Genomic DNA, 20,458 nt, shown 5'->3' on the forward strand with positions numbered 1-20,458 from the left:
ATTTGGTGTTACTGGCTACCAGACCGGGCCGGTGTACTTCTCGCCTGGACCTTGGCCCGGTTCGTCGGGAGCGGCACTTGCCTCCCGGAACGCCAGTTGCAGGCTCTTCAGCCCGTCGCGCACCGGCCCGGCGTGGGGGCCGAGGTATTCGGCGGAGGACGTCACGAGGCCGGCCAGCGCGGTGATCAGTCGGCGCGCCTCGTCGAGATCGCGGTGCGGGCTTTCATCGGGATCCTCGGCGGCCAGTCCGAGCTTCTCGGCCGCGGCGCTCATGAGCATGACCGCCGACCGGGTGATCACCTCGACGGCAGGGATATCGGCCAGCTCGCGGGTGGGCGGCTCGGCTGCCTGGTCGGGCGATGCGGGATCCTCGGTCATGGCTGGTAGACTGCCATGTGCGACCGTCCCGGCTTACGCCAGGGACAGCAAGTGGAGTCCCGCTCCCACCGCTGACCATACCGGTTCAGTGGTCCGGTCACAGGCATCCGATGCCTGTCCTGGTCGGCTATGGGCCCTGCTTTGAGCAGGGCTTTTCTGTTCAATGAACAGAGTGCTGATGGTGTGGGCTCCACGAGTAACACAGGACAACATAGGAGGCCCCATCAGCACTGAGACCCGCGTCAACGAGCGCATTCGCGTGCCCGAAGTCCGACTGATCGGACCAGGCGGCGAGCAGGTAGGCATTGTGCGCATCGAAGACGCTCTCCGCGTCGCCGCGGATGCCGATCTCGACCTTGTTGAAGTAGCCCCAGATGCCAAACCGCCGGTTTGCAAGATCATGGACTACGGCAAGTACAAATACGAGACGGCACAGAAGGCGCGCGAGTCTCGCAAGAACCAGCAGCAGACCGTCGTCAAGGAACAGAAGCTCCGACCCAAGATCGACCCGCACGACTACGAGACCAAGAAGGGCCACGTAGTCCGCTTCCTCCAAGCGGGGTCGAAGGTCAAGGTGACGATCATGTTCCGCGGACGTGAGCAGTCGAGGCCCGAACTGGGCTACCGACTCCTGCAGCGCCTAGGCGCCGACGTGGCCGACTACGGCTTCGTCGAGACGTCAGCCAAACAGGACGGCCGCAACATGACGATGGTGCTGGCACCGCACCGCGGCGCGAAGACTCGCGCCAAGGCGGCGCATGATGCCGACGCTCCGGCAGCGCAACGCGCACAGCCCGAGAGCGCACCGACCGATACATCACAGAACTGAGGACATATGCCCAAGGCGAAGACCCACAGCGGCGCTTCGAAGCGGTTCCGGGTCACCGGAAGCGGAAAGATCGTGCGCCAGAAGGCCAATAGGCGACACTTGCTCGAGCACAAGTCGAGCCGCCGCACCCGTCGGCTGGAAGGCCGCACCGAGGTGTCAGGCAACGACGTCAAGCGCGTCAAGAAGCTGCTGAACGGCTGACCGCGTTAACCCCTGTACTACTTGAACGAATAGGAACACTCCCATGGCACGCGTAAAGCGCGCAGTCAACGCCCAGAAGAAGCGGCGGACAATACTCAAGGCCTCCAAGGGCTATCGCGGTCAGCGGTCGCGGCTGTATCGCAAAGCCAAAGAGCAGCAGCTGCATTCGTTGACGTATGCCTACCGTGATCGGCGTGCCCGCAAGGGCGAGTTCCGCAAGCTGTGGATCTCCCGGATCAACGCGGCGGCCCGCGCCAACGACATCACGTACAACCGCCTGATCCAGGGCCTGAAGGCCGCGGGGGTCGAGGTCGACCGCAAGAACCTCGCCGAGATCGCCGTCAGCGATCCGGCTGCGTTCACCGCGCTGGTCGAGGTGGCCAAGGGTGCGTTGCCCGCCGATGTGAATGCACCGTCGGGCGAGGCTGCCTGACGCTCACCGAACGCTCTGCCCGCGTGGCGGCAGCGGTCAAGCTGCACCGCCACGTCGGACGACGCCGCGCCGCACGCTTTCTCGCCGAGGGTCCTAATCTCGTCGAGGCCGCGTTGCGGCGCGGACTCGTCTCCGAGGTCTTTGCGACCGAGGACGCGATGGCCAGATTCGGCGATCTGCTGAGCGGTACCCAGGTGCACCTGGTGACCGAGCGGGCGGCAAAAGCCTTGTCCGAGACGGTCACTCCGGTCGGCCTTGTCGCGGTGTGCTCGGTGCCCGAGACCTCGCTGGATGCGGTGCTCGCCGATTCGCCTCGGCTGCTCGCGGTGGCGGCGCAGATTTCCGAGCCGGGCAACGCGGGCACGTTGATCCGCGTCGCCGACGCGATGGGCGCCGATGCCGTCGTGTTCGCCGGCCACAGTGTCGACCCGTACAACGGCAAATGCCTGCGCGCATCGGCGGGAAGTATCTTTTCGATTCCCGTTGTGCCCGAGCAGGATGCCGCCGCCGCGGTGTCGGCGATCAAGGCTGCGGGCCTTCAGGTGCTTGCTACCACGCTCGACGGCGAACTATCGCTGGACGACGCCGATCTGACTGCGCCGACGGCGTGGCTGTTCGGTCCGGAGGCGCACGGCCTGCCGGTCGAATTGTCCGATGCTGCGACGCATCGCGTGCGAATCCCCATGCCGGGCAAGGCGGAGAGCCTCAACGTGGCGTCGGCTGCGGCCATCTGCCTATACCAGAGTTCACGCGCACTTTCCTAGCGCGCACCTTTTGCCGCGAGCAGACGCGAAAACCCCCAAATTGACCCCGAATTGGGGGTGTACGCGTCTGCTCGGCGGAAGAAGTTAGTCGTCGCTCAGCAGACCCCGTGCCACATGGGTGATCTGCACCTCGTTACTGCCGGCGTAGATCATCAGCGACTTGGCGTCGCGGGCCAACTGCTCCACCCGGTATTCGGTCATGTATCCGTTGCCGCCGAACAGCTGAACCGCATCCATCGCCACATCGGTGGCGGCCTGGGAGCAGTACCACTTGATCGCCGACGCCTCCGGAAGCGAGATCGGCTGACCCTTCTCCGCAGACTCGATCACCCGGAACAGGATGTTGCGCACGTTCATTCGCGCGACTTCCATATTCGCGAGCTTCAGCTGGATCAGCTGGAACTGTCCGATCTCCTGGCCCCACAGCTTGCGGGTCTTGGCGTAGTCGACGCAGAGCCGCAGGCATTCCTCGATGACGCCCAGCGACATCGCCGCGACGCCGATCCGCTCGGCCGAGAAGTTCGACCGTGCGCTCGCGCGGCCGTCACCCGAGGAACTGTCCTCGGTTTCACCGAGCAACCTGTCGCGACCCAACCGGACGTTGTTGAAGAACAGTTCGCCGGTGCGCGAGCTGTGAATCCCCATCTTGCGGAACGGTTTTGACTGAACGAAGCCTTCCATGCCCTTGTCGAGCACGAACGTCAGCACCTTGCGGTTACGCTTGTCGGCGCCGTCGCCCTCGTCGAGTTTCGCGTACACCACGACCACGTCGGCGTCGGGACCGTTCGTGATGAACGTCTTCTGGCCGTTGAGGATGTAGTCGTCGCCGTCACGCACGACGTAGGACTTCATGCCTCCGAACGCATCCGAGCCCGAGTCGGGTTCGGTGATCGCCCAGGCGCCGATCTTGTCGTAGGTCACGAGGTCGGGCAGCCAGCGCTCCTGTTGCGCCAGCGTGCCCCGGCTCTGGATCGTCGGCACGGTCAGGCCGAGGCTGACCCCCATACCGGTGACGATTCCCATCGACACCTTGCACAGCTCGCTGACGACGACGAAGCCCATACCGCCCGAACCGCCGCCGAACATCCCGCCGCCACCCGACGACTTGCCGGCCGACTCACCGCCCTCGCGAAGCCTTGCCAGCCGCTTGTTGAGCGACTCGCGAGCCATGTCGGCGATACCGAACGTCGCGAACAGCTTGCGGATGATCGGGTAGGGCTCCATCTCGCCGCTTTCCAGCGCGTCGACATGGGGGCGAATCTCTTTATCCACGAACTCCCGCACGGCGTCGCGCACGGCGAGATCAACGTCAGACCATTCCAGCATGCGCTCTAGGCTGCCTTACCGCGCCCACGCGCGGGACGGAGGCCCGCCAACGAGAACGTGGTGTGCACCAAAGACCCAGCTCGGTCCAGCAGCGACTTGCGCGGCGGCACGTAATGCATGGGAAGGCCGTGTCGGTCGCGGGGCGGCGCCATGAACGCGGGCGCCTCGACCAGGGGTGCGTTTTCGGGCAGCTTGCCCTGGGCCCGGCGGTAGGCCGCCAAGGCGCGAGGATGCAGCCGGATCTCGTCAGGCACCGCGACGAACGCCAACTCGACGAGTTTCCCGAAGATCCGGAGCAGGACCTCGTCGCCTGGCGTCCATCGCATGCCGGCCTTCTCCCGCACCGCCGGATCGAACACGCCCGCGGCGATCCACCGCTGCGCGCCGACCATCGGCTTGAACAACTGATCCCAAATCGGCGTCGGCATCAGCACGAACCACGGCTTGGGGATGCGGATCGAGAAGATATCGAGTGTCGCGCGGTTGATCTCCAACTCGTCGCGGCACTTCGCGTCCCAGTACTCGAGGAAGTCTTCCCAGCTCTTCGGAACCGGCCGCATGCTCATGCCGTACATCCGGTACCACTGCACGTGCTCGTCGAACAGCTGGCGCTTCTCGGCTTCGGTCAGTCCACCGCAGAAGTACTCGGCGGTCTTGATGATCAACATGAAGAACGTCGCGTGTGCCCAGTAGAAGGTCTCGGGATTGAGCGCGTGGTAGCGCCGACCCTCGGGATCGACGCCCTTGATCGTGTGGTGGTAGCTCTTGATCTGCTCTCCGGTCTGAGCGGCGCGCTCGCCGTCGTAGACGACGCCCATGATCGGATAGACGGAGCGGGCGACGCGCTGCAGGGGCTCACGCAGCAGGATCGAATGGTCTTCGACGCCGGCACCGAGTTCGGGGTACATGTTCTGGATCGCGCCGATCCAGACGCCGAGCATGCCGGTCCGCAGATCGCCGAAGTACTTCCACGTCAACGAGTCAGGACCGAGCGGGTCGACGTTCCGGTCGCAGGGCCGCCGTGCGTCGGTCGTGGGGGATGTCGATTTCAGGGTCATCGGTCTCGCACTTCCCGCTCCTCGCGTGCGCCGCGTGATTCCCAACCCGGTGTCAAGCCTCACGATAAGCGTGACAACACACGTTGTCTACGATTTTGGGGCCGTGGCGGCACAGTGTTATTCAGCCTCCACACCGCTGCCGCTCGGCTGTGACCAGGTGCTTTATCCGCCGGTCTCCGCTCTACTAGGCTGGCGGGCGTGGATGATGTCGAGCCGATCGACGAAGTATCTGGCAGACAGTCATCCGGTCCGCTCGGGTGGTTGAAGAACACCAACCACAGCCCGTCCGTAATCGCCTTCCTGCGCCGAGCCCGTCGCGCGCTCCCAGGTGACCCGGAGTTCGGCGACCCGCTGTCGACGTCCGGCGTCGGCGGACCGCGCGCAGCGGCCCGCGCCGCCGATCGGCTGCTGGAACGTGAGGCCGCCTCCCGTGAAGTCAGCCTGGGCGCGCTTCAGGTGTGGCAGGCGCTGACGGAGCGGGTGTCCGGCAAGCCCGCCTACCGCGAATTGACGATCGTGTTCACCGACCTGGTGGGCTTCTCGTCGTGGTCGCTGAGTTCGGGTGACGACGCGACGCTGAAGCTCCTTCGTCGCGTCTCGCAGGTCGTCGAACCACCGCTACTGGAGGCGGGCGGCCAGATCGTCAAGCGCATGGGCGACGGCATCATGGCGGTGTTCACCCGTCCGACGACCGCGGTCGCCGCCGCGATCAAGGCCCGCGAAGGCGTGAAATCCCTTGACGTGGACGGCTACACGCCTCGGATGCGGGTCGGCATCCACACCGGCAGGCCGCAGCGCATCGGCTCGGACTGGCTGGGCATCGACGTGAACATCGCGGCGCGCGTGATGGAGCGAGCCACCCGGGGCGAGCTGGTGGTGTCGCAGGCGACGCTGGACGGTATCGCCGACGAGGACTTCGAAATGCTCGGTGTGGAGGCCAAACGGCTTCGCAAGCAGGTCTTCGCGGGGAGGCAGGACGGCGTGCCCGCCGATCTCGTCATGTATCGGCTGAAGTCACGCAGGCCGTCATCCGGTGACGTCGACCACGACAGCGGCGGATCGCGCCTGTAGCCGCTCGATCCGGGCGTTGGGCCACACCTTATGATCGCCGGGTGGCTGATCAGCCAATAGACCTGTCGGAAGAAGCGCTGACCGAGGCTGTCAGCGCGGCCCGGCATGCCTTCGACGCGGCTACCGACCTCGACGCGCTCGCCCGCGCCAAGACCGAGTACCTCGGTGATCGCTCGCCGATTGCGCTCGCGCGCCAGGCGCTCGGGTCCCTGCCGAAGACCGAGCGTGCCGACGCCGGCAAGCGGGTCAACGTGGCGCGCACCCAGGCCCAGCAGGCTTACGACGAGCGACTGACGGTGCTGCGGGCTGAGCGCGACGCCGCCGTACTGGTCGCCGAGCGCATCGACGTGACGCTGCCGTCGACCCGTCAGCCGGTCGGCGCGCGTCACCCGATCACCATCCTGGCCGAGCACGTGGCCGACACGTTCGTGGCGATGGGCTGGGAACTCGCCGAGGGACCCGAAGTCGAGACCGAGCAGTTCAACTTCGACGCCCTCAACTTCCCGCCCGACCATCCGGCGCGCAGCGAGCAGGACACCTTCTATATCGCCCCCGAAGGCTCACGTCAGGTGCTGCGTACCCACACCTCTCCGGTGCAGATCCGCGCGCTACTGGAACGCGATCTGCCGGTGTACATCATCTCGATCGGTCGCACATTCCGCACCGACGAGCTGGATGCCACCCACACGCCGGTCTTCCACCAGGTGGAGGGATTGGCCGTGGACAAGGGACTGACCATGGCTCATCTGCGCGGGACGCTCGACGCGTTCGCACGCTCCGAGTTCGGGCCCGAGGGGCGTACCCGGTTCCGTCCGCACTTCTTCCCTTTCACCGAACCCTCGGCCGAGGTGGACATCTGGTTCGCGAACAAGAAGGGCGGACCCGGTTGGGTCGAATGGGGTGGCTGCGGCATGGTAAATCCGAATGTGTTGCGGGCCTGCGGTATCGACCCGGAGGTCTACTCCGGGTTTGCCTTCGGCATGGGACTGGAACGCACCCTGCAGTTCCGCAACGGCATTCCCGACATGCGTGACATGGTCGAGGGCGACGTCCGGTTCTCGTTGCCGTTCGGGGTTGGAGCCTGATGCGCCTGCCCTACAGCTGGCTGCGCGAGGTCGTACAAGCCGGTGCACCCGGCTGGGACGTGTCGCCGGACGAACTCGAGCAGACCCTGATCCGCATCGGCCATGAAGTCGAAGAGGTCATCCCGGTCGGACCCGTCACCGGTCCTCTCACCGTCGGCAGAGTCGCCGAGATCGAGGAACTGACGGAGTTCAAGAAGCCGATCCGCGCGGTCAAGGTCGATGTCGGCGAACCCGAGCTGCGTGACATTGTCTGCGGGGCAACGAACTTCGCCGTCGGTGACCTCGTCGTCGTAGCCCTGCCCGGTTGCGTGCTGCCCGGCGACTTCGCCATCGCCAGCCGCAAGACGTACGGCCGCATCAGCGACGGCATGATCTGCTCTGCCACCGAACTCAATCTCGGCGCCGACCATTCGGGCATCCTGGTGCTGCCCGCAGGCACCGCGGAACCGGGAACGCCCGCCGCCGACGTGCTGGGCCTCGACGACACGGTGTTCCACCTGGCGATCACCCCGGATCGCGGCTACTGCCTGTCGGTGCGAGGTATGGCGCGCGAGATCGCCAACGCCTACGACCTCGATTACGTCGATCCGGCCGATGTCCCGCAGTTGCCTGCCGAGGGTGAGGCCCTGCCGGTGACGATCGACTCGGGCACCGGTGTGCTGCGGTTCGGGCTCCGACCGGTGACCGGCATCGATCCAAAAGCGGTGTCGCCGTGGTGGATGCAGCGCCGACTTTTGCTGTCGGGCATCCGGGCCATCTCACCGGCGGTGGACGTGACCAACTACGTGATGCTCGAACTCGGCCATCCGATGCACGCCCACGACCGTAGCCTGATCACCGGTGGCTTCAGGGTGCGGTTCGCCAAGCCGGGGGAGACGGTCGTCACGCTCGACGACATCGAGCGCCGCCTCGATCCCGCCGATGTGCTCATCGTCGACGACGTCGCCACCGCCGCGATCGGTGGCGTGATGGGTGCGGGCACCACCGAGGTCCGTGACAGCACCACCGACGTGCTGCTCGAGGCCGCGGTCTGGGATCCCGCCGCCGTTTCACGCACGCAGCGGCGCCTGCATCTCTACAGCGAGGCCGGCCGTCGCTACGAACGCACCGTCGACCCCGCGATCTCCGTCGCCGCGCTCGATCGTTGCAGCACCCTGCTGGCCGAGATCGCCGGTGGCACAATTGAACCCAAGCTCACCGACTGGCGAGGTGACCCGCCGCGCGACAACTGGTCGCATGAGCCGGTCAGCATGTCGGTCGACCTGCCCGACCGAGTGGCCGGAGTCGAGTACGCCAAGGGCACCACCGAGAAGCGTCTCACCCAGATCGGCGCCGAGGTTGTCGTGAACGACGGCCGAGTGACCGCGACGCCGCCGAGCTGGCGCCCCGACCTTCGCCAGCCCGCGGACCTCGTCGAAGAGGTGTTGCGGCTCGAGGGCCTCGAGATCATCCCCTCGGTGCTGCCGGCCGCGCCTGCGGGTCGCGGACTCAGCCCGACGCAGAAGCGGCGCCGCGCCATCGGAAAGTCGCTGGCGCTCAACGGCTACGTGGAGATCCTGCCCACCCCGTTCCTACCGGCGGGAGTGTTCGACCAGTGGGGTCTGCCCGCCGACGATCCGCGACGGTCCACCACGTCGGTGGTCAATCCGCTGGAGGCCGACCGCCCCGAGCTGGCCACCACGCTGCTGCCGGGACTGTTGGAGGCGTTGGTGCGCAACGTGTCCCGAGGGGCCGCCGATACCGCGCTGTTCGCGATCGCGCAGGTTGTCGAGCCGACGGCGGAAACCCGTGCGGTGGAGCGCATTCCGACCGATCGTCGCCCCACACCGGGCGAGATCGCGATGCTCGACGCGTCGCTGCCGCATCAGCCGCAGCACGTCGGCGTCGTCCTTGCCGGACTGCGTGAACCAGCCGGACCGTGGGGTAAGGGCAGGCCCGTCGAGGCCAGCGACGCGTTCGAGGCGGTCCGTGTCATCGGCCGCGCGGCCGGCGTCGAGCTGACCCTGCGGGCCGCCCAGCACCTGCCGTGGCATCCCGGCCGCTGTGCGGAGGTCGTCGTCGGCGACACCGTCGTCGGATACGCGGGACAGCTTCACCCGGCCGTCATCGAGCGGTCGGGTCTGCCCGCGGGCACCTGCGCCGTCGAACTGGACCTCGACGCCGTCCCGCTCACCGAATCGCTTCCGGCGCCCGCGGTGTCACCGTTCCCCGCGGTGTTCCAGGACGTCGCGCTGATCGTCGGCGAAGACGTCGCCGCCCAGGACGTGATCGACGCCGTCCGCGACGGTGCCGGCGAGCTGCTGGAGGACGTCCGGCTGTTCGACGTCTACACCGGGCCGCAGATCGGCGAGGGCCGCAAATCACTTGCCCTGGCGCTGCGGTTCCGCGCCGCCGATCGCACGCTCACCGAGGACGAGGCGAGCGCGGCCCGTGACGCGGCGGTCCAGGCGGCGGCGCAGCGGGTCGGAGCCGAGCAGCGCCGCTGAATTCCAGCCGCGTGGCGCCGACTGTGCGGCCACTGCGAAATTCGTGGCAGATTCTCACCGTGAGCGCACGCTCGGCGACGGGAATCGGAGTAGGACGGTAGGCATGATCGAGGTACTTCAAGACATGCCCGCCGGTGTTGCAGGCATTCGTATATCGGGGAAGGTCACCGGGGACGACATCAGCGCGTTCATGCCCGAGCTGGAGAAGCTGTTCGAATCCGGTGAACTCAGGTTCGTCGAGGTCATCGCGTCGGACTACGAGGGTTTCGGGCGCGGAGGTCTGGTCGAAGATCTCAAGCAGAGCTTCGGCACCCTGATCAAGCACCATGGGGGCTTCAAGCGCACCGCGGTCGTCACCGACAAGGAGTGGGTCACTCACACCGTGCACGCGCTGGGCTGGCTGGTGCCCGGCGACGTCGAAGTGTTCGGCCTCGACGAGCTGGAGAAGGCCAAACAGTGGGCGGCCGGCTGACCTCTCGCCGCCGAGCAGACGCAAGGGGTCCGCTATTTCCGGCGTGTCGCGGACCTTTGTGTCTGCTCGCCAGGCCCGGGCGATAATGAATTTGCATAGTGCTGCATAAAAATGCAGAATCTCTGCATGACTTCTGTCGCGGTCGCCGGTGCCAGCGGATATGCCGGCGGCGAGATCCTGCGCCTTCTCCTCGGGCATCCCGCCTACGCTGACGGCCGCCTGACGATCGGTGCGCTCACCGCCGCCGCCAGCGCGGGCACCATGCTGGGAGAGCATCACCCGCACCTGTTACCCCTGGCCAACCGGCCACTGGAAGCCACCGATGCCGAGACGCTGAGCGGCCACGACGTGGTGTTCCTCGCGCTTCCTCACGGCCATTCGGCCGCGCTCGCCGACCAGTTGGGCGCCGACACCATCATCGTCGACTGCGGCGCCGACTTCCGCCTGACCGACGCCGGCGCGTGGGAGCGCTTCTACGGCTCGACCCACGCGGGCAGCTGGCCCTACGGGTTGCCCGAACTGCCCGGCGCCCGCGACCGGCTGCGCGGAGCCACCCGCATCGCCGTCCCCGGCTGTTATCCGACCGCGGCGCTGCTGGCGCTGTGGCCGGCGATCGCCGAGGACCTCATCGAGCCCGCCGTCACGGTCGTCGCCGTCAGTGGCACATCTGGCGCGGGACGCGCCGCGAAGACCGACCTGCTCGGCTCAGAGGTCATCGGCTCGGCGCGGGCCTACAACGTCGGCGGCAAGCACCGGCACACCCCCGAGATCGCCCAGGGGCTCAAGGCCGTCACCGACAAGGACGTCACCGTGTCGTTCACCCCGGTGCTCATCCCGACATCGCGCGGCATCCTGGCCACCTGCACCGCCAAGACCACCGCACCGCTGTCGCAGATTCGCGCGGCGTACGAGAAGGCTTACGACGCAGAACCTTTCATCCATCTGCTGCCCGAAGACCAGCTGCCCAAGACCGGTGCGGTGATCGGTAGCAACGCCGCCCAGCTCGCGGTCGCCGTCGACGAGGATGCGTCGACCTTCATCGGCATCGCCGCCATCGACAACCTCGTCAAAGGCACCGGCGGCGCGGCGGTGCAGTCGATGAACCTCGCGCTGGGCTGGCCTGAGACAGAAGGGCTTTCGATCGTGGGAGTTGCGCCGTGACCAAATCTGACGCGCCGACCGATACGACGCGACTCCTCCGCACGCAGGGTGTTACGGCGCCCGAGGGTTTCCGTGCGACGGGAATCGCAGCGGGCATCAAGGCATCCGGCGCGCCCGACCTGGCGCTGGTGTTCAACGAGGGCCCCGATTACGCCGCCGCGGGCGTGTTCACCCGCAACCAGGTGAAGGCAGCGCCGGTGCTGTGGACGCAGCAAGTACTGACAACCGGCCGACTGCGCGCGGTCATCCTCAACTCCGGTGGGGCGAACGCCTGCACCGGGTCGCTGGGCTTCCAGGACACTCACGCCACCGCGGAGGCCGTCGCCGCCGCGCTGTCCGACTGGGGAACCGAGACCGGCCCAATCGAGGTCGCCGTTTGTTCCACCGGGCTCATCGGCGACCGGCTGCCGATGGACAAGGTGCTGGCCGGCGTCACCGAGATCGTGCACGAAATGCACGGCGGCCTGACCGGTGGGGAAGAGGCCGCACGGGCCATCATGACCACCGACACTGTGCCCAAACAGGTTGCGCTGCACCACAGTGACAAGTGGACGGTCGGCGGCATGGCCAAGGGTGCGGGCATGCTGGCGCCGTCCCTGGCGACCATGCTGTGCGTCATCACCACCGACGCTGTCGCCAATTCGGATGCACTCGATCAGGCGCTACGCAACGCGGCGGCGAAGACATTCGACCGGCTCGACATCGACGGCAGCTGCTCCACCAACGACACCGTGCTGATACTGACCTCCGGCGCGAGCGAGATCGAGCCCAGTCAAAGCGATCTCGACGACGCTGTTCTGCGGGTCTGCGACGATCTGTGCGCGCAACTGCAGGCCGACGCCGAAGGCGTGACCAAGCGCATCGTCGTCACCGTGACGGGAGCGGCGTCCGACGACGATGCGCTCACCGCGGCCCGGGTGGTGGCCCGCGACAGCCTGGTCAAGACCGCGCTGTTCGGTTCGGACCCGAACTGGGGCCGTGTGCTCGCCGCCGTCGGGATGGTGCCGTTCGCTCTCGACACCGACAAGATCACGGTGTCCTTCAACGGATTCCCGGTGTGCGCGAACCTCACCGGTCTGCCGGGTGCCCGCGACGTCGATCTGTCCGGCGAGGACATCGTTGTCACGATCAACCTGGGTGTCGGCAGCGGCCAGGCTTCGATCCGCACCACGGACCTCTCGCACGCCTACGTCGAAGAGAACTCGGCCTACAGCTCATGACACTGGCGACGCCGGTCAAGGCGCAAGTACTCGCCGCGGCCCTGCCGTGGCTGAAACAGTTGCACGACAAGATCGTCGTGGTGAAGTACGGCGGCAACGCGATGACGGACGACACCCTCAAGGCCGCGTTCGCCGCCGACATGGTGTTCCTGCGCAACTGCGGCATCCATCCCGTCGTCGTCCACGGCGGTGGCCCGCAGATCACCGCGATGCTGAAAAAGCTTGGTATCGAAGGCGATTTCAAGGGTGGCTTCCGCGTCACCACGCCCGAGGTGCTCGACGTCGCGCGGATGGTGCTGTTCGGGCAGGTCGGCCGCGAACTGGTCAACCTGATCAACGCGCACGGGCCGTACGCCGTCGGCGTGACGGGGGAGGACGCGCACCTGTTCACCGCGGTGCGGCGCGAGGTGACCGTCGACGGGGTGGCCACCGACATCGGTCTGGTCGGTGACGTCGAGAAAGTGGAAGCGGATTCGCTGCTCGATCTCATTGGCGCCGGCCGCATCCCGGTGGTGTCGACCATCGCGCCCGACGCTGACGGGGTCGTGCACAACATCAACGCCGACACCGCGGCGGCCGCGCTGGCCGAGGCGCTCGGCGCGGAGAAGCTGTTGATGCTGACCGACGTGGAGGGCCTCTACACCGACTGGCCGGACCGCGGCTCACTGGTCAGCGAGATCGACACCGCCGCACTGACGCAGCTGCTGCCCAAGTTGGAGACGGGCATGGTGCCCAAGATCGAAGCCTGCCTGCGCGCCGTATCGGGGGGCGTGCCCAGCGCCCACGTCATCGATGGCCGCGTCGAACATTGCGTACTGGTCGAATTGTTCACAGACGAGGGGACGGGGACGAAGGTGGTGAGCTCGTGAATCTCACACAGCGGTGGGAAGCCGTGATGATGAACAACTACGGCACCCCGCCTCTCGCCCTGGTCAGCGGTGACGGCGCGGTGGTGACCGACGCCGACGGCAAGTCCTATGTCGATCTGGTCGGCGGTATCGCGGTCAACGTTCTCGGGCATCGTCACCCCGCTGTCATCGAGGCCGTCACCGGGCAGCTCAACACGCTGGGTCACACGTCCAACCTTTACGCGACCGAGCCGGGCATCGCGCTGGCGGAGGCGTTGGTCGGCCTGCTGGGCGCCGAGGATGCGCGGGTCTTCTTCTGCAACTCCGGCACCGAGGCCAACGAGGTCGCGTTCAAAATCACCCGGCTCACCGGCCGCACGAAACTCGTTGCTGCCGAAGGCGCCTTCCATGGCCGCACCATGGGTTCGCTGGCGCTGACCGGTCAGCCGTCGAAGCAGGCCCCGTTCGCGCCGCTACCCGGTGACGTCACCCACGTGCCGTACGGCGATGTGGAGGCGCTCAGGGCCGCAGTCGACGACGAGACCGCGGCAGTGTTCCTGGAACCGATCATGGGCGAGGGCGGTGTCGTGGTGCCGCCCGCCGGGTATCTGGTGGCCGCCCGGGAGATCACCGCTGAGCACGGCGCACTCCTGGTGCTCGACGAAGTGCAGACCGGAATGGGCCGTACCGGAGCCTTTTTCGCTCATCAGCACGACGGCATCACTCCCGACATCGTGACCCTGGCCAAGGGGCTCGGCGGCGGATTGCCCATCGGCGCCTGCATCGCGACCGGCGAGACTGCCGGCCTGCTGACTCCCGGACTGCACGGCAGCACCTTCGGCGGCAATCCCGTCTGCACGGCGGCGGCGCTCGCGGTGTTGCAGGTGCTGGCCGACAACGACCTCGTCGGCCACGCCGGTGTGCTGGGCAAGACGTTGCACCACGGCATCGAGGCGCTGAACCATCCCGTCATCGATCATGTCCGCGGGCGCGGGCTCATGTGCGGCGTCGTCCTCACCTCCGAGGTGGCCAAGCCGGTCGAGGTGGCGGCCAGGGACGCCGGGTTCCTCGTGAACGCGGCCGCCCCGAACGTGATTCGATTGGTCCCGCCGCTGATCCTCAGCGATGCCCAGGTCGACGACTTCCTCAGCGCGCTGCCCGGCGTGCTCGACACCGGAGCCAAGTCATGACACGTCACTTTCTGCGCGACGACGACCTCACCCCCGAGGAACAGGCCGAGGTGCTGGCGCTCGCGGCGGAGCTGAAAGACGCGCCGTTCAGCCGTCGCCCGCTCGAAGGCCCTCGCGGCGTGGCGGTCATCTTCGATAAAAACTCGACCCGCACACGGTTCTCGTTCGAGCTCGGCATCGCCCAGCTCGGCGGCCACGCCGTCGTGGTCGACGGCCGCAGCACCCAACTCGGTCGCGATGAAACCCTCGAGGACACCGGCAGGGTCCTGTCGCGCTACGTCGAGGCGATCGTGTGGCGGACGTTCGCCCAGGATCGGTTGACCGCAATGGCTTCCGGCGCGAGCGTGCCGATCGTCAACGCGCTGTCCGACGAGTTTCACCCGTGCCAGGTGCTCGCTGACCTGCAGACGCTGGCCGAGCGCAAGGGTGAACTCAAGGGTCTGCGGATGTCATATTTTGGTGACGGCGCCAACAACATGGCGCATTCGCTCATGCTCGGCGGAGTGACCGCGGGAATCAGCGTGACCGTCGCTGCGCCGGCCAATTTCGAGCCGCATCCGGAATTCGTTGCCGCCGCCGAAAATCGGGCCGCCCAGACCGGGGCGACCGTCACCGTGACGTCCGACGCTGCGGCGGCGGCCGACGGTGCTGATGTCCTCGTCACCGACACCTGGACGTCGATGGGTCAGGAGAACGACGGGCTGGATCGGGTGGGACCGTTCAAGCCGTTCCAGATCAATTCCGATCTGCTGAGCCGTGCCGACCCGAACGCCATAGTCCTGCACTGTCTTCCGGCGCACCGGGGGTACGAGATCACCGACGAGGTGATGGACGGCCCGCAGAGCGCCGTGTGGGACGAAGCGGAGAACCGGTTGCACGCCCAAAAGGCGCTGTTGGCATGGCTCTTGGAGAGGGCATGACCTCCGCAACGACCCGGGCGGGGCGGCAGGCGCGGATCGTGTCGATCCTGTCGTCGAAGTCGATTCACAGCCAGAGCGAGCTGGCGACGCTGCTCGCCGACGAGGGCATCGACGTAACCCAGGCCACGTTGTCGCGTGATCTCGAGGAGCTCGGCGCGGTCAAGCTACGCGGCGCCGACGGCGGCGTCGGCGTCTACGTCGTCCCCGAAGACGGCAGCCCCGTACGGGGTGTTTCCGGTGGTACCGAAAGGATGTCACGGCTGCTGGCCGAGCTTCTGGTGTCCACCGACTCCAGCGGCAATCTCGCGGTATTGCGGACACCGCCGGGAGCCGCGCACTACCTTGCCAGCGCCATGGACCGCGCTGCGCTGCCCTACGTGGTCGGCACCGTCGCCGGCGACGACACCATCCTGGTGATCGCACGTGAGCCGATGACCGGCGCCGAGCTGGCAGCGAAACTCGAGAGCATTCAACAAAAGGAGATCAGGTAAATGTCCGAGCGTGTCATCCTCGCGTACTCCGGTGGTCTGGACACCTCGGTCGCGATCAGCTGGATTGGTAAGGAGACCGGCCGTGAGGTCGTGGCGGTGGCCATCGATCTCGGTCAGGGCGGCGAGGACATGGAGGTCGTGCGGCAGCGGGCGATCGACTGCGGTGCAGTCGAAGCCGTCGTCGTCGACGCCAAAGACGAGTTCGCCGACGAGTACTGCCTGCCCGCCATCCAGTCCAATGCCCTGTACATGGACCGGTATCCGTTGGTGTCGGCGCTGAGCCGGCCGCTGATCGTCAAGCACCTGGTGGCGGCCGCGCGGGAGCATGGCGGCGGCATTGTGGCGCACGGTTGCACCGGTAAGGGCAACGACCAGGTCCGCTTCGAGGTCGGATTCGCTTCGCTGGCACCGGATCTGGAGGTGCTCGCACCGGTCCGCGACTACGCCTGGACCCGAGAGAAGGCGATCGCGTTCGCCGAGGAGAACGCAATCCCGATCAACGTCACCAAGCGGTCGCCGTTCTCCATCGACCAGAACGTGTGGGGCCGCGCCGTCGAGACCGGGTTCCTGGAGCACCTGTGGAACGCGCCGACCAAGGACGTCTACGACTACACCGAGGATCCGACCGTCAACTGGAACACCCCCGACGAGGTCATCGTCGGATTCGAACGCGGCGTTCCGGTTTCGATCGACGGGCGCGACGTCACCGTGCTGCAGGCCATCGAGGAACTCAACCGCCGCGCCGGCGAGCAGGGCGTCGGCCGGCTCGACGTCGTCGAGGACCGTCTGGTCGGCATCAAGAGCCGCGAGATCTACGAGGCTCCCGGCGCGATGGTGCTCATCACCGCGCACACCGAACTCGAGCACGTCACGCTCGAGCGTGAGCTCGGCCGGTTCAAGCGCACCACCGACCAGAAGTGGGGCGAGCTGGTTTACGACGGACTCTGGTATTCACCGCTGAAGACCGCGCTGGAGTCGTTCGTGGCCAAGACCCAGGAGCACGTGTCGGGGGAGATCCGGATGGTGCTGCACGGCGGGCATATTGCGGTCAATGGCCGGCGCAGTTCGGAGTCGTTGTACGACTTCAACCTCGCCACCTATGACGAGGGCGACACCTTCGACCAGTCTGCGGCCAAGGGCTTTGTGCACGTGCACGGCCTGTCGTCGAAGATCTCCGCGCAGCGGGACCTCGCCAAATGATGCCGAGCAGACGCGAAACGCCCCAATTCCACGCAGAAATAGGGGAGTTTGCGTCTGTTCGCCAGGGGAAGGCGGGCTGATGGGCACCAACGAGGGTTCGCTGTGGGGCGGCCGGTTCAGCGACGGGCCGTCGGACGCGTTGGCCGCGCTGAGCAAGTCGACGCACTTCGACTGGGTGCTGGCGCCTTACGACATCGCCGCGTCGAAGGCGCACACGCGTGTGCTCTTCCGCGCCGGCCTGCTGACCGCTGAGCAACGCGACGGCCTCTTGGTCGGGCTGGAGAATCTGGCCTCCGATGTCGCCGACGGCAGCTTCCGGCCGCTGGTCACCGACGAGGACGTGCACGGTGCGCTCGAACGTGGACTGATCGACCGCGTCGGGGAGGACCTCGGCGGTCGCCTCAGGGCGGGCCGGTCGCGAAATGATCAGGTGGCCACGCTGTTTCGGCTGTGGCTGCGGGATGCGATCAGGCGGGTCGCCGACGGCACGCTCGAAGTCGTCTCGGCGCTGACCACTCAGGCCGCGGCCCATCCGACGGCCATCATGCCCGGCAAGACGCATCTGCAGTCCGCTCAGCCGATCCTGCTGGCGCATCACCTGCTCGCGCATGCGCACCCGTTGCTTCGCGACGTCGACCGGCTGGTCGACTTCGACAAGCGAGCGGCAGTGTCGCCGTACGGATCTGGTGCGCTGGCGGGGTCGTCGCTCGGCCTGGACCCCGATGCGATCGCCGAGGAGCTCGGGTTCGGTTCGGCGGCTGACAATTCGGTCGACGCCACCGCATCGCGTGACTTCGCCGCCGAGGCGGCGTTCGTCTTCTCGATGATCGGCGTCGATCTGTCCCGCCTCGCCGAGGACATCATCCTCTGGAGCACGACCGAGTTCGGCTATGTGACACTGCACGACTCGTGGTCGACCGGAAGCTCGATCATGCCGCAGAAGAAGAACCCCGACATCGCGGAGTTGGCGCGCGGGAAATCGGGCCGGCTGATCGGCAACCTCACCGGTCTGCTCGCGACGCTGAAAGCGCAACCGCTGGCGTACAACCGGGATCTGCAGGAGGACAAGGAACCCTTGTTCGACTCGGTGCTGCAGCTGGAGCTGCTGTTGCCCGCGATGGCGGGGCTGGTCGGCACGCTGCGTTTCGACGTCGACCGGATGGCGGCGCTGGCACCGCTCGGTTACACGCTGGCCACCGACGTCGCCGAGTGGCTGGTGCAAAGGGGCGTGCCGTTCCGAGTCGCGCACGAGGCCGCCGGTGCTGCGGTGCGCGCCGCGGAGGCACGCGGCGTCGGGCTCGAGGATCTCGCGGACGCCGAGCTCGCCGGCATCCACCCGGAACTGACGCCACAGGTACGCGAGGTGCTCACCATCGACGGTTCGGTGAACTCCCGCGACGCCAGGGGCGGCACCGCCCCGATTCAAGTCGCCAAGCAGCTCGGCGTCGTGCGCGACACCGCCGACAAGCTGCGACTGCGCCTGCGCCGCTAGGGCGATTTGTGTGCGTTTAGGAGCGCTGAGCGCTCGCGAACGCACACAAATCGCAGCTATTCTTCGGCGGCTGCCAGCCACGCCTCTTCGAGAGACTCCTTACGCCTCAGCATGTCCTGAAGTTCGGCGTTGAGCTCGCCGGCCCGCACGTGATCGGCGGCCGCCTCGGCCATCGATTCGTGCAGTTCGGCGATCCGCTTCTCGAGTTTCTCCAGCTGCCCTTCGATGCGGGCCATCTCCTTGCCCGCGCGACGTTCCCGCGCCGACGCCGACTCGCCGCGTGGCGCGTCGACGCGAGCGGGGGCATCTGGTGCCGCGGCCGCGCGATCCGCCAAATACTGCTCGATGCCACCCGGCAACAGATCACACCGCCCACCTCCGGTGAGCGCATACGTGACGTCGGAGACCCGTTCGAGGAAGTACCTGTCGTGTGTCACGACGATCAACGTGCCGGGCCACCCGTCGAGGTAGTCCTCGATGACCGTCAGGGTGTCGATGTCGAGATCGTTTGTGGGCTCGTCGAGCAGCAGCACGTTGGGTTCGTCGAGGAGCAGTCGCAGAAACTGCAGTCGTCGGCGCTCACCCCCGGACAACTCGGCCAGTCGCGCGGTCAGCTTGTCGCCGGTGAAGCCGAAGTCCTTCAACAGCGTGTCGGCCGAGATCTCCCGCCCGCCTGCCAATTGAGTGATGCGGCGCCGGTTTTCGACGGCATCGATCACGCGCTCGGAACCGTCGAGTTCGGCGAGCGCCTGGCTCAGATAGCCGATCCTGAGCGTCTTGCCCCGCTTGACCGTGCCCGACGCCGGTTGCAGCTCACCGGCAAGCAGCCGCAGCACCGACGTCTTGCCGGTGCCGTTGACCCCGACGAGTCCGATGCGGGCCCCGGGCCCGATCGACCAGTCGATGCCATCCAGCACGACGTTCGGCCCGACCTCCAATCGCACGCGATGCAGATCGAACACGTCCTTGCCCAGCCGCGTGATCGCAAAGCTCTGCAGCCCAAGCGAATCCCGCGGTGGTGGTTCGTTCGCGATCAGATCGTTGGCCGCCTGGATGCGGAACTTCGGCTTCGACGTCCGCGCGGGCGGACCGCGCCGCAGCCAGGCCAGCTCCTTGCGCATCAGGTTCTGACGTCGCGCCTCGACGCCCGCGGCCAACCGCGCACGCTCGGCACGCGCCAGGACGTACGCCGCATATCCGCCGTCGTAGGCGTCGACGACGCCGTCGTGCACCTCCCACGTCGTGGTGCAGACCGCGTCGAGGAACCACCGGTCGTGGCTCACCACCACCAGCGCCGTGGCGCGCCGGGCGTTCAGATGGGCCGCCAGCCAACCGATCACCTCGACGTCCAGATGGTTCGTGGGCTCGTCGAGCACGAGCACGTCATGCCCCGCAATCAACTCGGTCGCCAGCGCCACCCGGCGGCGCTCACCCCCGGACAGCCGACCCACCTCGCTGTCGAGCTCGACACCGGAGAGCAGATGCGACACGACGTCTCGGGTGCCGGGTTCGGCCGCCCAGACGTGGTCGGGCCGTCCACCGACGATGACGTCCCTGACGGTCGCGCCGCCGAACTCGTCGCTCTGCCTCAGATACCCCACCGACAGCCCCGACGTATGGGTCACCCGCCCGGAATCGGGCTCCCGAGTGCCTGTCAGCACCTGCAAAAGGGTGGTCTTACCGTCACCGTTGCGCCCGACGACCCCGATCGCGTCGCCCTCGTCGATCCCGAGGCTGACGCCGTTGAGCAGCGTGCGGGTGCCATACCCGACGCTCGCCCGCTCCACGTTGATCAGATTCGCCATCGCGCCCGATGATAGGTAGGCCGCTGCC

20 protein-coding genes are annotated in these 20,458 nt (G+C 67.0%); 16 read left to right on the forward strand and 4 right to left on the reverse strand.

Features of this window, described 5'->3' with window-relative positions; genetic code table 11:
• Window positions 1-15: 15 nt before the first annotated feature.
• Entirely contained in the window at window positions 16-378 is a 363-nt protein-coding gene (locus H7J93_RS10050) for a DUF1844 domain-containing protein (RefSeq protein WP_267306145.1), read from the reverse strand.
• A 223-nt stretch (window positions 379-601) separates the two neighbouring features.
• Here H7J93_RS10050 and infC point away from each other — a divergent pair, with 223 nt between their 5' ends.
• The 4 genes from infC to H7J93_RS10070 are packed head-to-tail and all read left to right on the forward strand — an operon-like array spanning window position 602 to window position 2,605.
• Complete coding sequence (gene infC, locus H7J93_RS10055; protein ID WP_267306177.1) at window positions 602-1,207, forward strand: translation initiation factor IF-3; 606 nt, start codon at window positions 602-604, stop codon at window positions 1,205-1,207.
• Between the two features lie 6 nt (window positions 1,208-1,213).
• On the forward strand, window positions 1,214-1,408 hold the full coding sequence (gene rpmI, locus H7J93_RS10060) for a 50S ribosomal protein L35 (RefSeq protein ID WP_267306146.1): 195 nt from the start codon (window positions 1,214-1,216) through the stop codon (window positions 1,406-1,408).
• Window positions 1,409-1,451: 43 nt separating this feature from the next.
• Window positions 1,452-1,841: a 50S ribosomal protein L20 gene (rplT, locus tag H7J93_RS10065; protein ID WP_083152839.1), complete on the forward strand. Its 390-nt coding sequence runs from the start codon at window positions 1,452-1,454 to the stop codon at window positions 1,839-1,841.
• A 23-nt stretch (window positions 1,842-1,864) separates the two neighbouring features.
• Window positions 1,865-2,605 carry a TrmH family RNA methyltransferase gene (locus H7J93_RS10070; RefSeq protein WP_267306147.1) on the forward strand — a complete coding sequence of 247 codons (741 nt, stop codon included), beginning with the start codon at window positions 1,865-1,867 and terminating at the stop codon, window positions 2,603-2,605.
• 84 nt (window positions 2,606-2,689) lie between these two features.
• On the opposite strand, the gene H7J93_RS10075 is transcribed toward H7J93_RS10070, so the two are convergent.
• On the reverse strand, window positions 2,690-3,931 hold the full coding sequence (locus H7J93_RS10075; protein WP_267306148.1) for an acyl-CoA dehydrogenase family protein: 1,242 nt from the start codon (window positions 3,929-3,931) through the stop codon (window positions 2,690-2,692).
• A 5-nt stretch (window positions 3,932-3,936) separates the two neighbouring features.
• The gene (locus H7J93_RS10080) at window positions 3,937-4,989 is read right to left on the reverse strand and encodes an oxygenase MpaB family protein (RefSeq protein WP_267306149.1); all 1,053 of its coding nucleotides are present in this window, start codon (window positions 4,987-4,989) and stop codon (window positions 3,937-3,939) included.
• A gap of 198 nt (window positions 4,990-5,187) precedes the next feature.
• Here H7J93_RS10080 and H7J93_RS10085 point away from each other — a divergent pair, with 198 nt between their 5' ends.
• From H7J93_RS10085 to argH, 12 genes are all read left to right on the forward strand, one after another.
• On the forward strand, window positions 5,188-6,060 hold the full coding sequence (locus H7J93_RS10085; protein ID WP_267306150.1) for an adenylate/guanylate cyclase domain-containing protein: 873 nt from the start codon (window positions 5,188-5,190) through the stop codon (window positions 6,058-6,060).
• A gap of 41 nt (window positions 6,061-6,101) precedes the next feature.
• Window positions 6,102-7,145, forward strand: coding sequence for a phenylalanine--tRNA ligase subunit alpha (gene pheS / locus H7J93_RS10090; protein ID WP_267306151.1), 1,044 nt, complete (start codon window positions 6,102-6,104; stop codon window positions 7,143-7,145).
• A complete protein-coding gene (gene pheT / locus H7J93_RS10095) occupies window positions 7,145-9,631 on the forward strand; it encodes a phenylalanine--tRNA ligase subunit beta (protein WP_267306152.1) in 2,487 nt (828 codons plus the stop codon). Before pheS ends, pheT begins: the two co-directional genes overlap by 1 nt.
• 103 nt (window positions 9,632-9,734) lie before the next feature.
• Entirely contained in the window at window positions 9,735-10,103 is a 369-nt protein-coding gene (locus H7J93_RS10100) for a SpoIIAA family protein (protein WP_267306153.1), read from the forward strand.
• Between the two features lie 111 nt (window positions 10,104-10,214).
• Window positions 10,215-11,264 carry an N-acetyl-gamma-glutamyl-phosphate reductase gene (argC, locus tag H7J93_RS10105; protein WP_267306154.1) on the forward strand — a complete coding sequence of 350 codons (1,050 nt, stop codon included), beginning with the start codon at window positions 10,215-10,217 and terminating at the stop codon, window positions 11,262-11,264.
• Complete coding sequence (argJ, locus tag H7J93_RS10110) at window positions 11,261-12,484, forward strand: bifunctional glutamate N-acetyltransferase/amino-acid acetyltransferase ArgJ (RefSeq protein ID WP_267306155.1); 1,224 nt, start codon at window positions 11,261-11,263, stop codon at window positions 12,482-12,484. The genes argC and argJ overlap by 4 nt, the downstream gene beginning before the upstream one ends.
• Window positions 12,481-13,353: an acetylglutamate kinase gene (argB, locus tag H7J93_RS10115; protein ID WP_267306156.1), complete on the forward strand. Its 873-nt coding sequence runs from the start codon at window positions 12,481-12,483 to the stop codon at window positions 13,351-13,353. Before argJ ends, argB begins: the two co-directional genes overlap by 4 nt.
• Window positions 13,350-14,522, forward strand: a complete 1,173-nt coding sequence (locus H7J93_RS10120) for an acetylornithine transaminase (RefSeq protein ID WP_267306157.1) — start codon at window positions 13,350-13,352, stop codon at window positions 14,520-14,522. The genes argB and H7J93_RS10120 overlap by 4 nt, the downstream gene beginning before the upstream one ends.
• On the forward strand, window positions 14,519-15,442 hold the full coding sequence (argF, locus tag H7J93_RS10125) for an ornithine carbamoyltransferase (protein WP_267306158.1): 924 nt from the start codon (window positions 14,519-14,521) through the stop codon (window positions 15,440-15,442). Before H7J93_RS10120 ends, argF begins: the two co-directional genes overlap by 4 nt.
• Entirely contained in the window at window positions 15,439-15,933 is a 495-nt protein-coding gene (locus H7J93_RS10130) for an arginine repressor (protein WP_267306159.1), read from the forward strand. The genes argF and H7J93_RS10130 overlap by 4 nt, the downstream gene beginning before the upstream one ends.
• Window positions 15,934-17,133: an argininosuccinate synthase gene (locus H7J93_RS10135; protein ID WP_267306160.1), complete on the forward strand. Its 1,200-nt coding sequence runs from the start codon at window positions 15,934-15,936 to the stop codon at window positions 17,131-17,133.
• Between the two features lie 79 nt (window positions 17,134-17,212).
• Window positions 17,213-18,625 carry an argininosuccinate lyase gene (gene argH / locus H7J93_RS10140; RefSeq protein WP_267306161.1) on the forward strand — a complete coding sequence of 471 codons (1,413 nt, stop codon included), beginning with the start codon at window positions 17,213-17,215 and terminating at the stop codon, window positions 18,623-18,625.
• A 56-nt stretch (window positions 18,626-18,681) separates the two neighbouring features.
• On the opposite strand, the gene H7J93_RS10145 is transcribed toward argH, so the two are convergent.
• Entirely contained in the window at window positions 18,682-20,430 is a 1,749-nt protein-coding gene (locus H7J93_RS10145) for an ABC-F family ATP-binding cassette domain-containing protein (protein WP_267306162.1), read from the reverse strand.
• Window positions 20,431-20,458 lie beyond the last annotated feature (28 nt).

Source organism: Mycobacterium barrassiae, assembly GCF_025822765.1.
GTDB classification, from domain to species: Bacteria; Actinomycetota; Actinomycetes; order Mycobacteriales; family Mycobacteriaceae; genus Mycobacterium; species Mycobacterium barrassiae.

Bases quoted from the DNA above. Each gene is read 5' to 3' on its own strand.
- H7J93_RS10050 (WP_267306145.1), bottom strand. From the start codon at position 378: ATGACCGAGGATCCCGCATCGCCCGACCAGGCAGCCGAGCCGCCCACC.
- rpmI (WP_267306146.1), top strand. From the start codon at position 1,214: ATGCCCAAGGCGAAGACCCACAGCGGCGCTTCGAAGCGGTTCCGGGTC.
- rplT (WP_083152839.1), top strand. From the start codon at position 1,452: ATGGCACGCGTAAAGCGCGCAGTCAACGCCCAGAAGAAGCGGCGGACA.
- H7J93_RS10075 (WP_267306148.1), bottom strand. From the start codon at position 3,931: ATGCTGGAATGGTCTGACGTTGATCTCGCCGTGCGCGACGCCGTGCGG.
- H7J93_RS10080 (WP_267306149.1), bottom strand. From the start codon at position 4,989: ATGACCCTGAAATCGACATCCCCCACGACCGACGCACGGCGGCCCTGC.
- pheT (WP_267306152.1), top strand. From the start codon at position 7,145: ATGCGCCTGCCCTACAGCTGGCTGCGCGAGGTCGTACAAGCCGGTGCA.
- H7J93_RS10100 (WP_267306153.1), top strand. From the start codon at position 9,735: ATGATCGAGGTACTTCAAGACATGCCCGCCGGTGTTGCAGGCATTCGT.
- argC (WP_267306154.1), top strand. From the start codon at position 10,215: ATGCAGAATCTCTGCATGACTTCTGTCGCGGTCGCCGGTGCCAGCGGA.
- argB (WP_267306156.1), top strand. From the start codon at position 12,481: ATGACACTGGCGACGCCGGTCAAGGCGCAAGTACTCGCCGCGGCCCTG.
- argF (WP_267306158.1), top strand. From the start codon at position 14,519: ATGACACGTCACTTTCTGCGCGACGACGACCTCACCCCCGAGGAACAG.
- H7J93_RS10130 (WP_267306159.1), top strand. From the start codon at position 15,439: ATGACCTCCGCAACGACCCGGGCGGGGCGGCAGGCGCGGATCGTGTCG.
- H7J93_RS10135 (WP_267306160.1), top strand. From the start codon at position 15,934: ATGTCCGAGCGTGTCATCCTCGCGTACTCCGGTGGTCTGGACACCTCG.
- argH (WP_267306161.1), top strand. From the start codon at position 17,213: ATGGGCACCAACGAGGGTTCGCTGTGGGGCGGCCGGTTCAGCGACGGG.
- H7J93_RS10145 (WP_267306162.1), bottom strand. From the start codon at position 20,430: ATGGCGAATCTGATCAACGTGGAGCGGGCGAGCGTCGGGTATGGCACC.